Annotated in this window: 15 protein-coding genes; 11 read left to right on the top strand and 4 right to left on the bottom strand. The window is 59.1% G+C overall.

The features are described from left to right. Positions 1-6 precede the first annotated feature (6 nt). From ACYAS9_RS02560 to ACYAS9_RS02540, 5 genes are all read left to right on the top strand, one after another. On the top strand, positions 7-855 hold the full coding sequence (locus ACYAS9_RS02560; protein ID WP_463566732.1) for a phage tail protein: 849 nt from the start codon (positions 7-9) through the stop codon (positions 853-855). After that, entirely contained in the window at positions 830-1,036 is a 207-nt protein-coding gene (locus ACYAS9_RS02555; protein ID WP_463566731.1) for a tail protein X, read from the top strand. The genes ACYAS9_RS02560 and ACYAS9_RS02555 overlap by 26 nt, the downstream gene beginning before the upstream one ends. A 45-nt stretch (positions 1,037-1,081) precedes the next feature. Further along, complete coding sequence (locus ACYAS9_RS02550; protein WP_463566730.1) at positions 1,082-2,122, top strand: phage late control D family protein; 1,041 nt, start codon at positions 1,082-1,084, stop codon at positions 2,120-2,122. Positions 2,123-2,185: 63 nt separating this feature from the next. Beyond that, on the top strand, positions 2,186-2,722 hold the full coding sequence (locus ACYAS9_RS02545; RefSeq protein WP_463566729.1) for a glycoside hydrolase family 24 protein: 537 nt from the start codon (positions 2,186-2,188) through the stop codon (positions 2,720-2,722). Next, the gene (locus ACYAS9_RS02540) at positions 2,722-3,255 is read left to right on the top strand and encodes a DUF2514 family protein (RefSeq protein ID WP_463566728.1); all 534 of its coding nucleotides are present in this window, start codon (positions 2,722-2,724) and stop codon (positions 3,253-3,255) included. The genes ACYAS9_RS02545 and ACYAS9_RS02540 overlap by 1 nt, the downstream gene beginning before the upstream one ends. Here ACYAS9_RS02540 and ACYAS9_RS02535 read toward each other — a convergent pair. The 3 genes from ACYAS9_RS02535 to ACYAS9_RS02525 all read right to left on the bottom strand — a co-directional run bounded on the left by ACYAS9_RS02535 (position 3,252) and on the right by ACYAS9_RS02525 (position 8,230). Beyond that, positions 3,252-4,400 (bottom strand): HWE histidine kinase domain-containing protein, encoded by a 1,149-nt coding sequence (locus tag ACYAS9_RS02535; RefSeq protein ID WP_463566727.1) that lies wholly within the window; start codon positions 4,398-4,400, stop codon positions 3,252-3,254. The two genes, ACYAS9_RS02540 and ACYAS9_RS02535, sit on opposite strands and share 4 nt — an antisense overlap. A gap of 136 nt (positions 4,401-4,536) precedes the next feature. Continuing rightward, the gene (locus tag ACYAS9_RS02530) at positions 4,537-4,776 is read right to left on the bottom strand and encodes a hypothetical protein (RefSeq protein WP_463566726.1); all 240 of its coding nucleotides are present in this window, start codon (positions 4,774-4,776) and stop codon (positions 4,537-4,539) included. 172 nt (positions 4,777-4,948) lie between these two features. Then, the gene (locus ACYAS9_RS02525) at positions 4,949-8,230 is read right to left on the bottom strand and encodes a hybrid sensor histidine kinase/response regulator (RefSeq protein WP_463566725.1); all 3,282 of its coding nucleotides are present in this window, start codon (positions 8,228-8,230) and stop codon (positions 4,949-4,951) included. A gap of 167 nt (positions 8,231-8,397) precedes the next feature. On the opposite strand from ACYAS9_RS02525, the gene ACYAS9_RS02520 reads away from it, so the two are divergent. The 6 genes from ACYAS9_RS02520 to ACYAS9_RS02495 all read left to right on the top strand — a co-directional run bounded on the left by ACYAS9_RS02520 (position 8,398) and on the right by ACYAS9_RS02495 (position 14,367). Further along, on the top strand, positions 8,398-8,973 hold the full coding sequence (locus tag ACYAS9_RS02520) for a fimbrial protein (protein WP_463566724.1): 576 nt from the start codon (positions 8,398-8,400) through the stop codon (positions 8,971-8,973). 66 nt (positions 8,974-9,039) lie between these two features. Then, the gene (locus ACYAS9_RS02515; protein WP_463566723.1) at positions 9,040-9,738 is read left to right on the top strand and encodes a fimbrial biogenesis chaperone; all 699 of its coding nucleotides are present in this window, start codon (positions 9,040-9,042) and stop codon (positions 9,736-9,738) included. 35 nt (positions 9,739-9,773) lie between these two features. Beyond that, entirely contained in the window at positions 9,774-12,404 is a 2,631-nt protein-coding gene (locus ACYAS9_RS02510; protein WP_463566722.1) for a fimbria/pilus outer membrane usher protein, read from the top strand. Beyond that, positions 12,355-13,323 (top strand): fimbrial protein, encoded by a 969-nt coding sequence (locus ACYAS9_RS02505; protein ID WP_463566721.1) that lies wholly within the window; start codon positions 12,355-12,357, stop codon positions 13,321-13,323. The genes ACYAS9_RS02510 and ACYAS9_RS02505 overlap by 50 nt, the downstream gene beginning before the upstream one ends. A gap of 20 nt (positions 13,324-13,343) precedes the next feature. Beyond that, entirely contained in the window at positions 13,344-13,835 is a 492-nt protein-coding gene (locus tag ACYAS9_RS02500; protein ID WP_463566720.1) for a fimbrial protein, read from the top strand. Between the two features lie 181 nt (positions 13,836-14,016). Beyond that, positions 14,017-14,367, top strand: coding sequence for a hypothetical protein (locus ACYAS9_RS02495; RefSeq protein WP_463566719.1), 351 nt, complete (start codon positions 14,017-14,019; stop codon positions 14,365-14,367). Positions 14,368-14,378: 11 nt separating this feature from the next. Here the strand turns inward: ACYAS9_RS02495 and ACYAS9_RS02490 are convergent, their stop codons facing one another. Beyond that, positions 14,379-15,023 (bottom strand): response regulator, encoded by a 645-nt coding sequence (locus ACYAS9_RS02490; protein WP_463566718.1) that lies wholly within the window; start codon positions 15,021-15,023, stop codon positions 14,379-14,381. Positions 15,024-15,043 lie beyond the last annotated feature (20 nt).

The raw sequence follows: 15,043 nt of genomic DNA, 5'->3' as shown, positions 1-15,043 counted from the left end.
GGCGTCATGGCCTACATGGAGCAGTTGCAGGGCGCTGTGAAGTCCCTGGCGCAGGCCGGCGAGTCCGGTCGGCGCAACCTCGACAGCATGATGGGGCCGGTCAACAGCGCCATCGGCGATCTGTCGGGGGCCGCGGCCGAGCTTGAAGGGCTGCCGATCATCGGCGATCTGGCGGGCGGCCAGTTGCGCCGTGTCATGGGCCGCATTACTGCCGTGCAGTCCAGGGTGGGCGCGGTGGCGGCTACTTATAACCGGGCAACGCGGGCGCTGTCGGGCATTGATGAGCGCTTGAGTTCGCTGAACGAGCAGAGCGGGCGGGCGCTGAGTGCGGCCAAGAACCTGATCGGCAAGGCGTCCGCCCCGTCGCTGCTCAACGTCTTGCCCAGCCGGGCGGTGACCAGTGACCCGACGCCGGCCACGCCTGCGATCAAGCCGTTTCCACACTTGCTGATCATGCAGCCGCATGACCCCAACCTTGAGCCGTACTACTTCAACCTCGACACCGCCGCGTTCAATTCGCTGTCGCGCAGATCTTCTTTCAACTGGGCGGCGCAGGCGCGTCTGTCGCGGCGACCGGCGCAGCAAGCGGTGGGTTTTGGCGATGATCGCATGACCCTCAGCGGCGATGTGTTTCCGGGCTTTCGTGCCGGCATCAAGCAGCTTGAAAACCTGCGCAGCCTGGCCGGTCGCCTGCAGCCGTTGAACCTGGTCACCGGCTATGGCGCGATTCTGGGCAGTTGGTGCCTGTTGAGCGTTCAAGAGGAGCAGAGCGCGCTGCTGCATGGCGGCGCGCCGCGCAAACAGAAATTCACTCTGGAGCTGAGCCGCTATGGCGACGATCTTGCGTACCTCTGACGGCGATCTGCTCGACACCCTGTGCCATGGCTATTACGGCCACCTCAATGGCACGGTCGAGACGGTGCTGGACGCCAATCCGGGCCTTGCCGATGAGGTACAGCCCCTGCGCGCAGGCGTGCTGATCCGCTTGCCGGACCTTACCCAGGTCAGCGAAGTGGCCATTCAACTGTGGAGCTAGCCGCCGCGTTGGCGGCCTGTTCCGTTCACTGTTTTCGGAGGCTTGATGCAACCCACATTCAGAATCGTCGCCGACGGCACCGACATCACCACATTGATCAACGACCGGTTGTTGTACCTGCGTACCCTCGATAAACCCGGCATGGAGTCGGATGTGTTCGAGCTGTACCTGGATAACCGCGACCAGGCCGTGGCGCTGCCGCCGCGCGGCGCCAGTGTCGAGATTTTCATGGGCTATGCCGGCGCACCGTTGGCGCGGTTGGGGCGTTATATCGTCGACTCGATCGTGTTCAAGGGCCCGCCGGACACGATGGAAATCCGTGGCAAGGCCAGCGACATGCGCGGCAGTGGCAAGACCACGCGCAGCGGCGCCTGGGAAGGCGTGCCGCTGGCAAGCATCGTCGGCGATATTGCCAGCCGCAATGGCTGGGAACCGGTGTGCAACGTGCAGGTTCAGGTGGCGCGTATCGACCAGCTCAACGAGTCGGACTTCAACTTCATCACCCGGCTGGGCCGCTTGTACGACTGCACCGCCAAGGTGGCCGACGGCAAGTTGCTGGTCATGCCGCGCCAGGGCGGCACGACCGCCAGCGGCACACGCCTGGCCAACGTGGTGATTCGGCACAGCGATGTCAGCCAATGGAGCTTTCGACTGAGTGACCGCAGCACGCAGAAAAGCGTGCGCAGCCAGTATCAGGACAAACAGACCGGCACGCTGGAGCTCGTCGAACTGGTCAACCACGACGCACCCGACACACTGCCGCCGGTGCACACCGATCGGCATCTTTACCCGGACAAAACCACCGCCGAGCAGGCGGCCAGGGCGCGACTGGCGGCGCTCAACCGCGCCACCGCCGATGTGAGCCTGGTCATGCCCGGTCGCACCGACCTGTTTGCCGAGCGCGCCATTGACGTGCAGGGCTTCAAGGTCGGTCTGGATGGCGAATACCAGGTGCAATCGGTCGAGCAGAAATACACCCGCGACGGCTGGACCACCGCCCTGGAATGCAATGGCGGCAAACAGGGCAAGGCCAGGGCCGAAGGCAGGAAGCAACAGCTAGAACCGCTGAAGGTCGCCCAGCGCTAAGGCCGATGACAACGATCTGTGTAGCCCGCATGACGCGGGCTTTTTTTCGCCTGGAGAAATCACATGGCACGCATTGATAAAACACGCGCGGGCGGCACCAATGTGCTGGCCTTTCTCGACATGCTGGCCTGGTCGGAGGGCACCTCGACGATCAAGGCCAGCGATGACGGTTATAACGTGCTGGTGGGCGGCAAGCTGTTCGCCGACTACAGCAAGCACCCGCGAATGCTGGTGGACTTGCCACGCTACAAAATCAAGTCCACGGCCGCCGGCCGCTACCAGTTTTTGGCCCGCACCTGGGATGCCATTGTCAGGAACTACGGCTTTATCGGCCGCTTTACCCCTGAGGCGCAGGACCTGGCCGCGATCAAACTGTTGATCGAGTGCGGGGCATTACCCCTCATTCAGGCGGGCAGCATTGAGCAGGCGATCAACAAGGCCGCGCCGATCTGGGCCAGCTTGCCGGGTGCCGGCTATGGCCAGCGCGAGCATACGCTGGCCCGGTTGCTGGAGATCTACACCGAAGAGCGCGCTCAGCAGCCAGTGCCTGAGCCGGACCTGCTGGCGATGTACACCGCCTGCGGCGGAGCCATGGCGTGATGGGTTTGCCGGTCGCTCCTGACAGTCGGATCGTGTGGGCGCTGCTGGCAGCCATCGCCCAACTGGCGGCACTGTTTGTAGCTTACGAGCATGGTCGCTCGACGACCGAAGACGCCTGGCTGGCGCGCTGGAATGCCCGCAATGCCAGTGATGCTGCCGCGCGCCTGGCCGCCAGCGAAGCCGAACGCCGCCGTGAGCAAACCCTGCAACACGCCATCAACCAGGTAAACGCCGATGCTGAACAACAGATTGATACCGCACTCACTCAGGCCGCTGATGCTGCCAATGTTGCTGACGGGCTGCGCCAGCGAGTCGATCAATTACTCGCCGCCGATCGAGCGCGCCGCAGCGCCTGCGCTGCCAGCGGCGGCCCGGCAGCCGAAAACCCCGGCAATCTGCTTGCCGTCGTGCTCGACCAGTCTGTCGCGCGCAATCGTGAACTGGCAGCAATTGCTGACACCGCTCGAATAGCCGGGCAGGCCTGCGAGCGGGCCTTCGATGTGCTTGCCGGCAAGGTGCAGGCGAACCCTTAAGCCTGAGCGGGCACGGCGGATACGTGCTTGCCGAGTTTGTCGGTAAAGGACGCACGAACCTGGCACCGGAAGCCTGCCGGGTCATAAATCAACGTCGCCGAGCCTTCAAAGGCATTGCGCAAGCTGCCATTGATCATCGTGGTGCCGTAGCCCTTGCGCGCAGGCTCTTCGACCCTTGGGCCGTTGCTTTCAACCCAGCTCAGCGAGAATTGCGGGTCGGCATTGCTATTGTCGCTGCCACTTTCCTGATCGATCGACCACTGAATCCTCAGCGTCCCGCCCGGCACCGACAGCGCGCCGTATTTGGCCGCATTGGTCGCCAGCTCATTGATCACCAGCGCCAGCGCCGAGGCCGCTTCCGGGGCCAGTTGCACAGCGGGGCCGCGGTACTGAATGTCATAGTCCCTGGTGTACGGCGCCAACACTTCTTGCAGCAAGGCATCCAGGCCGGTCACCTCGGTGCTGGTGGCAATCGAGTGGGCGCGGTGCATCATCACCAGCCGCTTGCCGAACGCCTCACGGAATGTCTTCGGCTCCGGATTGTTTCTCAGCGTCAGATCCGCTACCCCGCCAATAACGGCGAAGATGTTGCGCATGCGGTGTTCCAGCTCACCAATGAGCAACTGATGCGTTTCACGGGTGCGGCTGTAGAGACAGACCTTGGCGCACAGCACCGAGGCCAGCTGGATCAGGGCTCTTTGATCCGCATCCAGAACGGTTGCGACAGGGTGCAGAACCGCGACGCAGCCCTGCGGCGTGCCATCCAGTCCCAGCGCAGGCGTGGACAGAATCGAAGTCAGGCCGTGCTCTATCAGCAGCGCTCGCCACGGCGGCGAGAAACGTTCGTCTACTGCGATATCAGGTACTTCAATCGGCAGGCCACTCAGGATCGCGCGGCCGCAGGTGCCGCGATTGCTGACAATCACGTTGTTTTCCAGGCACAGGCCAAAGGCGCGTGGCAGGGTCGGGAAGATGGAGTGGCGAAAGGTGCGGCCGGGCCTGTCCAGCACGCTGATGCCGACCACCGAGCCGGGCAGTTGCGATTGCAGAAACACGGCGAACTCGCTCAGCCACGGCTCGACCGGGGCGCCGGATGACATGACATCGAGTGCACGGTCACGAAAGTTTTCAAGGAGCGACTGCATGGGAGGACAGTCCTCGAAAGTCCGGAAAGAGCCGATTATACAAAGGCGTGGGCAGGGCGTCTCTCAAGACGCTGGCGTATGGAAATGGCCCTGACCGCATTTTTGTTCATTCAACCGTTCGTGCATGGACCGGCAGTCAGGGCAATTGTTCCAGCCTGGCTTCCACGGCGTCGTCGAAAATGATGAACAGTGCTTCGGCGTCGGCGGCACGCAGGCGCTTGGTGTTTTGCAGCGTCTGGATCGATTCGATCTGAATATCCCTTTCGGCCTCGATGTCCGCGCGCGTGCTGGCGGCGTTGAGGGCGCGCAACAGGTCGTTCATTTCGTCGCGAATGGGCTTTTGCAGGCGGAGGAGGTCGAGCTTTTCTTGTGGCATGGTTTCTGACTCTCAAGCAGCTATCAGGTAAAAGCGGGCGCGAGCGCTGCCTATGGACTGCAACAGCGCCTGTCGAGCGGCCATTGCCCGGCAAGGATAGCCTTTCCCGGCCGGAAACAAACCCGGTGCTATGCAATTACCCAGGCGGGTGATGCCCGAATTGCACCGGCCTTCAGGCCTGGCCCTTGGGATACAGCTCTCCGGCAACCAGTCTTGAGACCACGGTGTGCAAGCGTTGCAACAGTGCTTTGATCGCCGCAGCCGATGTGGCGTTCAATGGTTCGCGCAACAAGTCGTTCTCGCACTCACTGCAGGCCGCCGCCAGGGTGGTCGCGCAAATGGTGGCGAATGAGCCATGCATACGGTGGATGTAGCTGACCAGCCTTGCGGTATTGGCGTGTTGCAATGCCTGCTCGGCCTGCGCCAGGTCCTCTTGCATGGTGGTGATGAACAGTCGGTGCATGGCCGGCGAAAGTGTCATCCAGCCTTCAAGGTCATCGCTGGGTGCTTCTTGCCCATGGACTTCATCTACTTCAGCTACTTCAACCACTTCAGGCGCGGGCGAGGCGACCGGCGGTAGCTTGTGGCAATAGGTCGATAACGTCTGGCGCAACGTTGTCAGGCTCAAGGGCTTGACCAGCCAGGCGTTCATCCCCGCTTCCAGGCATTGCTCGCCTTCTTCACGCATGGCATTGGCCGTGACGCCAATAATCGGTACGCCTGCATCCAGGCCTCGCAGGCGGCGTGTCAGTTGATAGCCGTCGAGCCTGGGCATGTTCACGTCCGTGATCACCAGGTCGCAAGGCGCCTCCTGCCAGCGCAGCAAGGCTTGCTCACCGTCTTCGGCCAAGGTTACCCGAACGCCCAATGCCTCTAGCTGCTCCCTGAGAATCTCGCGGTTGACGGGGTTGTCTTCCGCCACCAAAACGCTCAAGTCCAGGCGGGTGAAGGGCTGCGGCACATCAAGAGGCATGTGCGGGGCGGTTCCGCGTGCGAGCTGCATCAAGGTTCTGGCAATGGCCCTGATGTCATACGCACTGACCTCCCAGCCTCGGGCTGTTCTGTGCGGCTGGCTGCGGCCCGACTCGGTGGCAATCACACGTTCGACCGACCCTGACGGCGGGTGTGATGAATCGGTGACGATATCCAGTGCTATCGCCTCACGGTCCCCGGCATCCGCGGCCGGCAAGAGCTGCGCCCGTGCGCCCCAGCCGTTCAACCAGTCAACCAGGCTCTGCCCGATATCCTTGAGCGGTGCGCTGACATGGACAGCCACATTCTTGAGATCGATATCGGCACTGTTGGGCAGCGAGCCGGTGACGATGGGCAAACGCATGTGCAGTGAAAAGCTGCTGCCAAGCCCCGGCTCGCTCACCACGCGCAAATTGGCCCCCATCATTTCGCTCAGGCGCGCGCAAATAGACAAGCCCAGCCCTGCGCCGCCGGCGCGTTCGCTGCCACCCACCTGCGAGAACGGCTTGAACAGGCGCGCCAACTGCGGCTCACTGATCCCGATGCCGGTGTCTGACACTTGCCACTGCAATGACACATGGCTGTGTTCAATGTCGGTCACTTTAAGCCTGAGTACGACACGCCCCGAGTCGGTGAACTTGATCGCGTTACTCAGCAGGTTGTTGATGATTTGCCGGATCCGCACGTCATCGCCGAGCAACAGGGCGGGCAAGTTCGCATCAGCGCAGGAAAATACCTTCAGTCCTTTTCTGCCGGCCGCTGCCGAATAGCTGCGCACGCAATCTTCGAATAGATCCAGCGGGCAGAATGTCCGGGCTTCGACGGCCATTTGTCCCGACTCGATCTTGGAGACATCCAGCACATCACTGATCAACTGAAACAGCACGGTGGATGAGCGCTGAATGGTGTTGAGGTAACCATGCTGGCGCTCACTGAGCGGTGTCAGCTCCAGCAACTCGAGATTGCCGAGCACACCGTACAAAGGCGTACGAATTTCATGACTCATGGTGGCCAGAAACAGGGTCTTGGCTTTGCTGGCTTCATCGGCCGAGCGCCGTGCCTGTTCCATCAGGTTAGCGTCATCCACATGCCGGGTGATGTCGTTGAAGCCGCAGAGCACGACATCCTTGCCCTTGTAACGAGTGAAGGCGAAACAGGCCTGTAGATAACGCCCGGCCACTTCAAGCTGAACCTCGCCCAGTTCGTGCTCGCCATAATTGCGTTTCAACAGGCCAATCAGTTCGGGTGTGCCTTGCCATTGTTGTGCACGCTGGTTTTCCAGCAACACCGCGCCGGTACTTCGTTCAACCACACACAGGCCAACGGGGGCGTTATCGAGCATCACCCGGTTGAACTCTTCACTTTCAGCCAACGATTGGCTGGAGCGTTGCGCGGGTTCAATAATCTGCAATCGATACCAGCGGTTGGCCCACCCGCCCACCAGCGCAAACAGCAAAAGCAGGCCGACGGCGCCCATCAATGGCCATTTCGCATAACCAAAGAAATTCTGATAGGTAATGGTGTACAGGCCGATCCACGGCTGCGCTTCACCTGAGCTCAACTTAAAGCGCAGGCCCTTTTGCGTGAAACTCAACCCCAAGGGCTGATCTTCGACATCCCGAGCGTCACCGATCAATATGTCGCCAGCAGGGGAAATCAGGGTCAGGCGACTTTGTGTGGGGCGCATCAACAAACGCTCCAGATCACTGATGTCGCTGACATTGAGCAAGGCCGTCACTATCACCGGGTCATTCGATCCGGCCTGCGGCATGAAGTGGCGGGACAGGTCGAGTCTCATTGCGCCCACGATGTATTTACGATTCTGAATCAGACCGACCGGAGCTCTTATCCAGATCAATTGATCATCGGCCAGCGTATGCCGTGGTTGTAGAAGCTCATCGTACAAACGCTTGGTCAGGTCGAAGAAGTTGGTTTTCAGCAACAAAGGGTATTGCCGGGTGCCCTCGATGCCGGGCACGGCAATGGTGAACTGGTCGCTGGGCGAAAAGACAAAGACCTGAGGCGCCGCATAGAAAGAGTCTGACCAGTAAGCCGTGAACAGATCGGTCAACTGGACGCCAAACGAATAAATCCCCTGCATGTCATCAAGGCTGAACTGGTCTCGCTGACTGACCGTAAACGGCAAGGACTTGGCAGTGTCCCTGTTCTGAAACAGGCGCTCGTCGCCCTGGCGCAGCAACTCCTGGCGTGCATAAGGCTTGCTGTCCATCAACAGGTTTTCATTGGACTGGCCGTAGCTCTGCACGGCGTTGCGCAGAAAGGCTTCATGTTCATGAATGCTTTCCATCAGGCGTGCGAAATGGAAGTCGGTTTTTTCGCCTTCTTCCTTCAGCACCCGGTTAACCGCCCAATAACTCATGCTCACCAGCAACAAGGCGAGCCCGGTCAGCACGAGCAGCAGTTTGTTCAGCCTGAGTGAGCTCAGTGCCAATGCACCGAGGCGTAGCTTTGCATGCTTCATGAGTTAGCCCGTCATCCTGAAAGTCAGCCTTGGAGATGTAGAACAGGAATTGTCTGATAGGTTGATTTTTCTCTCGATTGCATCCTATGCAACACCTGCTGCGGCACGCCGTAAACAGGGGCTAAAAAGGGCTATTACTTACCACTTCTTTGCATAGGGCTTATTTCATGTTTCAAAAAATGGGCAAATACACCGCGCTCTGTGGTTCTTCGCTGCTGATCGTGATGGCGGCGGCGACCGCTCAAGCCGCTGATGGTCAGGTTGAATTCACCGGTACCGTCAATGACAACGCGTGCACCATCAACAGCGAGAGCGTGAAAAAGTCGGTCGACATGGGCCAGGTGCGTATTGCTGATTTTGCAAACACCGTGGGCGCCACGGCCGGTTCCACACCGTTCTCGATCTCGTTGGAGAATTGCAGCGGTTCGACCCTGAAAAACGCCTCGATCAAGTTCAGTGGTCAGCAATCGGGCACCGATGCGACTGTACTGGGCATGACCGGTGAAAATCAGGTGTCTGGCATCGGCATTCAAATCAATGACGCACGCACCGGTAACAAACTGGCGCTGAACACCGACAGCAACGATTACGTGCTGCGTCCTCAGTCCAACACCTTCGACTTCACGGCCTCCTATGTGCGCCTGGTGGCAGACACCGAAGCGTCGGGTGACACTCCAGGCGCTCGTGGCATTGGCACCGGTAAAGTCAACGCGCTGGCCAGCTTCGACGTGACCTACAAGTAATTCATGTTTTTAACGTAAGGGCTCGCGGTCATCGCGGGCTCTGGCGTTAAGCAGAGGAATCCTTTCATGCGTTTAAAAGTTGCAGCCTTTCTGGCGCTGGCGGCGGGCTTGTGGCTGCCCCAGGTTCAGGCAGGCGTCAATGTGGGCTCCACGCGGGTTGTGTATCAAAGCAAGGAAAAAGAGGCCAACCTTTCACTGTCCAATTCCGGCGAAGACGCAGTGCCGTATCTGGTTCAATCCTGGGTCAGCCCTTTCGACAATCGCGATGAGAGCGCCGATGAGTTCATCATCACGCCGCCCCTGTTTCGCCTGGACGCCAATAGCCAGAACATTCTGCGGATCATCGCGACCAACGCGCAGAACTTGCCAAGCGACAAGGAAAGCCTGTTTTTACTTAATGTAAAAGCGATTCCGGCCATGAGCGCCGAGCAGCGTAATCAGAACGTGCTGCAAATCGCACTCAAGACCACGATCAAACTGTTTTATCGGCCCGCCGACTTGAAAGGGTCTCTACGCGATGCCGTACAAAACCTGCAATGGCGTGCTGAAAACGGCACGTTGAGTGTGCACAACGCCTCGGGATTCAACGTGGTGGTCAGTGAGCTACTGGTTAACAACGTCCCCCACCAGGAAATGCCGGAAGTGATCAAGCCCGGCAGCACCGTCACTGCCCGGATCCCGCTGAAAAACAGTGACACGCTGGTGCTCAGTTATATCGACGAGTACGGCAGTACGGTCAAGGCCACCCCTGTTTCTCCCCGTTGATGACTGACTGATTAGCTGACTGGAAGGGCTCCCTCATGCTGCGACTGCGCATGTGCGCCTTCGCGCGCCGAATAAACTGCTGGAGCACGTTAATCCTGGGTTCTGTCGGCCTTTGCGCGACCGCCGCACAGGCAGACTACAGCTTCGATTCCGCCTTCCTGGAAATCGGTGGTGGTAACAGTTCGGTTGAAGTGGCCGAGCAAGTAAAAGCCATGAGTCAAGGCCAGCTACCCGGTATCTACCGCATTGACCTGTCGGTGAATGACCGGCTGATCGAACAGCGCGACCTGCCGTTCATGCGTGAAACCCCCAGTCAGGTCTCGACCCCAAACGGGCTGTTCCCTTGCTTGAGCGTTCAGGCCCTGATTGATTTGGGCGTCGATCCTGCGCGCCTGAAAAACGCCGATATCAGTGCTGACAATTGTGTGTACTTCAACCGCGACCTTGCCGGTGTGACATACGACTACGACTTCAATAAACAGCACCTGAACCTGCACGTGCCTCAGGCTTACATCGGTACTGTACCGTTTGCCACCCGCCGTAAAACCTGGAGTAACGGTGAGCCGGTTGCCTTTGCCAACTACAGTTTTTCCGGCAGCCACTATGAAGGCCAATATGGCAGCCGGCAGTCACGTTTCGGCAGTGTGCACAGCGGGTTCAACAGTGGCGCCTGGCGTTTTCGCAACTTCTCGACCTGGCAACAAAGCACCCAGCTCGACGGTCAGTGGAAATCGGTCGACACCTATGTGCAGCGCGATCTGGGCAACCTGATGGCTATCGCCACGGTGGGCGAGAGTGCAACGGACAGCGATCTGTTCGACACCCTTTCATACCGCGGCGTGGGCATCGCTTCTGACCTGGACATGCTGCCCGATGAGTCGCGCAACTTTGCCCCGGTCGTACGCGGCGTCGCCAATGGCCGCTCGCGGGTAACGTTGCGCCAGCGTGGCTATGTGATCAGCGAACAGTGGGTACCGTCGGGACCGTTTGCGCTCAAGAACCTGTACTCGACCTCGGGCAACGGCGATATCGAGGTGACGATCGAAGGCCCCAATGGCGAGCGGCAGGTGTATGTCCAGTCGTTCTCGTCGGTGCCCTATATGCTGCGCGAAGGTCAGCAAAGCTACGCCTTGACCGCAGGCCAGTATCGCCCGGCAGACGGCGCCCTGAACCTGGCAACACCAGGCTTTCTGCAAGGCACTTACCGCCGCGGGCTGACCGATGGCACCACACTGTTTGGCGGCACTATCGTCAGTGAACAGTACAACTCGGCGCTGCTGGGTTTTGCCCATGACTTTGCAGGCTTCGGTGCTGTTTCGCTGGATGTGACCCACGCCATCAGCGACGACATGGGGCCGGAGTCCAGGACCTTGTCGGGGCAGTCGTATCGTTTTCGTTATTCCAGGTCCATCGACCTGACAGACACCAGCTTCAGTCTGATTGGCTACCGCTATTCCACCAGCGGTTATTACAGTTTCAACGAGGCCGTCAACGCGCGATCCCGCCATTCGCTGGCCCCTTATCGTGATGAAACCCTGAACAACAGCACTGCGCTTTCGCCTTACTTGAACGGCCACATGAAAAGCAGCTTTACCGCCAACGTGTCGCAGCAATTTGGCACCTACGGTGGCATGTACGCCAACCTGACCAAAACCGATTACTGGAACCTGGCCAAGAGCAATACCGCGATTCAACTGGGCTACAGCTTCAGTGTCGGCAGCGCCTCCTACAACCTGGGTGTGGCGCAGAACAGTGGCACCGGCAATGACACTCGCAGCGTGTCGCTCAGTGTCAGCCTTCCGCTGGGCAATCCGGGAAGCAGCAGCCGCATAGGCCTGAGCACTTACCAGGACTCCGCTGGCGGTGCCAACCGTTCGGCGACGTTCAGCGGTTCCCGGTTGCCGGACGATGCGCTGTCTTACAGCGTGGGCATCAATCAGCAAGTCAGTGACGATGAGCGCTTGATGGGCGGCTCGGTCGCCGCCCGCTATAACGCCGCCAATGCGATCTGGCACGCCTCTTATAGCCGGGACCAGACTGTTCGTCAGGCCGATTACGGTGTTGAAGGGGCGGTCGTCGCCATTCGTGACAGCGTGATGTTCACCCAGCCATTGGGCGAGACCAACATCATCGTGGCCACGCCCGGTGCTGCCGATGTCGGCGTATTGACCAAGAGCGGGGTTAAAACCAACAGCCGCGGCTACACGATCATTCCTTCGGCCCAGCCGTACCGAAAAAACAAGGTCTCGCTCAACACCGACTCGTTATCGGACAACACCGATATCGAACAACTGGTCCAGGAAGTTACCCCCAACCGCGGCGCTTTCGTACTGGCCAGCTTTGAAACCCGTAATGGCCGCCGGCTGTTGATCAGCGTCAGCTCAACTGCTGGCAAGCCTGCACCGTTTGCCGCCGAGGCCCGGTTGCTGGGGCTTGATGGCACGTTGCTGAACAGCGCCATGGTGGCGGACAAGGGGCGGGTCTTCATGACCGGCGTGCCAGACAAGACGCAGTTGCAGATCAACGTCAACGGCCAGCTGTGGTGCGCCAAGGAGCTGGATCTGAACAGCTATGACCTGGCCGAAACCGGTATCGGACAGTTGCAGGTTCGTTGCGATGCCATGGCCGCAATACCGACAGACACTCAAGGTACTCCCGATGCATGAATCAACCGCTAAACCGCTTGCCTTCAATCGGGTAAGGGGCCGTTTGATGCTGCTCTGCTTTTTACTCAGCCTGGCCAGTCCGCCGGCCTTTGCGTTGATTGAAAACAACCTGTCGTGCACGGCCACGGGCACCACAGGCATCATCGATCTTGGCGAAGTGGCGCCATCCGAGACCCTTCAGGTCAACATGACGGCCAATTGCCGAGTCACGCGCTGGTATCCCTCGGGAGCGTCTCTCTCGCATACCCAGTTCTACAACATCGGCAAAGGTCCAAAGCTCTTTGTTTTTCATGTCAACTCCGGGCGTGAGGTGCCTGAGCAAAGCATCGGAACGGCCTCTACCACCTGCATGCCAAGCAGTTGCGTGCCGCTGACGGTCGGCACTACGTTTTCTTACAACGTATTGGTGGCCGGTGCTGCCGCGGCCACACCCGGTAGCTACATGGTGAGCGTCAGCCTGACCGACACGTCGATTAACGGTTGGGAAAACTATGGCGATTATCTGCAAGTCATTCTGATGCAGTACACCGTTGTACGACCCGCCTGTTCCATGGGGTCGGCCACCACCCTGAACCTGCCTTTTGGCACACTGAGCAGCAACGATTTCGCCACTGCGCAACAAATCGCCAATGTCACGATGAACTGTACACGTGGCACTCAGGCGACCGCCACACTGGTGCCCACGCAAAGTGCAGTCAGCGGCAGTCCAGGCGTATCAGCAACCACGCTGGCGGGGTTGTCGATGGCCGCCACCTGGGCCGATAACGATACGGCGGTGACCTTCAACAGCCCGCGCACGTTATCGCTGACCACCGGCACCAATAACATTCGTCTCGGTTTCCGGCCGCGCTTGAATACCCGTGTTTCTCCGGCCGGTAACTTCTCCAGCCAGTACACCCTCAACATCACTTATCGCTGATCAGGCACAGGAACCCGACCATGAAATTACCCGTGTCGTTGGCCGCTGCACTTTTGGCAGGCTTTGCCTGCACCGCTGCCCACGCAGTCACGGACGCCGTGACCATCAATGTAAGCGGCACGCTCACGCGACCGCCGTGCACGCTGACCAGTAGCAAGACGCTGACCGCCAACTTCGGCAATGTGCGTTATGACCAGATCGCCAGCGCGCCGATGATCGACATTCCGGTCACCCTGACATGCCCACCCAATTCCTCTTTGAGCGTCAGTATCCAGGCCCGGCAGCTTGTGAGTGGTTCCACTACACAAGGCTGGGCTGGCAGAGATTACCTAGGCTATTACATGTACCTGAACAGTGATAACAGCGTGCTGAACCTGAGTGGTGTAAAGCGCACGTTGAACAATCAGAGCGGGGCGGTCGACCTGAGCATGAAAATGAAACTGAATGCATTTGGCGCCGTGTCTGAAGGGGCCTTCAGCAGTTCAGCGGTGATGAGCATCGAATACCTGTGAGGCCCGTATGCGAACAAGAATGAGCGTGTGGGCCATTGTTTTTTCTGTCGCCACTTCAGGTGTCAGCGAACGTGCCTGCGCCGATGCTCAGCAGAGTGCTCAGATTGATATATCCGGCACATTGATAAAGCCGCCTTGCACGGCCAGTTTTCCAGCCTCGCAAAGTATTGAAATCCCCAAGGTGAACCTTAATTCGCTGAACTCGGACATCACCGAATGGACCGAGGTTGCCCTGGACTTTCAATGCATCAAGGGCAGCCTGGTGCATTTGCGCTTCAGCGCCGGTAACGGCGCCTATGGCAACGATACGCTACGCACCAGCCTCGACAGGCTGGGGCTGAAAACCCGCCTGTACGACATGACTGGTGTGGCAAAAGTATTGGGCCTGACGTTGGGAGAACAATTGATTTTTCCGGTTCAAGACACTTCGCTGAAACTCAAGCTGACGGTCAGGCCGGTTAAAACAGGCGAGGAACTGCCCGCGATCGGCAGCTACACCTCAACGCTGCTGCTGGAAATGATTTACCTGTAAGCAGGGAGCCATCAGGCAAACAGATTGGCTTTGACGCACAGGACCAGCAGCGCCTGATCATTGTCGACTTCAAGCTTGTGCATTGCCGACATCTTCAGGGTACTGATCGTTTTGATGCTGCGGTTCAGGCTCTGCGCAACGTCTCCCACGCTCATGCCACAGGCAAACAAGCGCAGCACTTCGAACTCCTTGACCGTTAACTGGCTGAGCTTTCTCGACACATCATCCGCCTCGTCACTCGACACCTCGCCGCCGGTGTCTTGTTGAAAATGCCCTTCACGATAAAACGCATCCAGCGCCACCAGGATTTGTTCCAGCCCGGCGTTCTTGGAAATGACCCCGCTGATACCCAGTTCATATAACCAGGCCAACACTTGAGGGTTGGAAATCACCGTCAGGATCAACACCCGCGGCTCGGGAAAATGCCGGCGCAAGTATTCCACCAGGCGCGTGCCATCGCCGTACTGATCGTCCCCCGGCATGTTGTAGTCGGTAATGATGACGTCGGGGCGCAGTTGCGCGATTTTCTCGATTAAATCGGACGAGTTCATGGCCTCGCCCACCACACTGAAGCGCGGGTCGCGTTCAATGATTTCGCGAACGCCCATCAATACAATCGGATGATCGTCGGCCAGCAAGACTCTCATTTTCGGCATGGCACACAGGACTCCGGTAT

The organism is Pseudomonas sp. HP_08 (genome assembly GCF_055284095.1).
The sequence above is the reverse complement of the archived record's forward strand: the minus strand, read 5'-3'. Positions and strand labels throughout refer to the sequence as shown.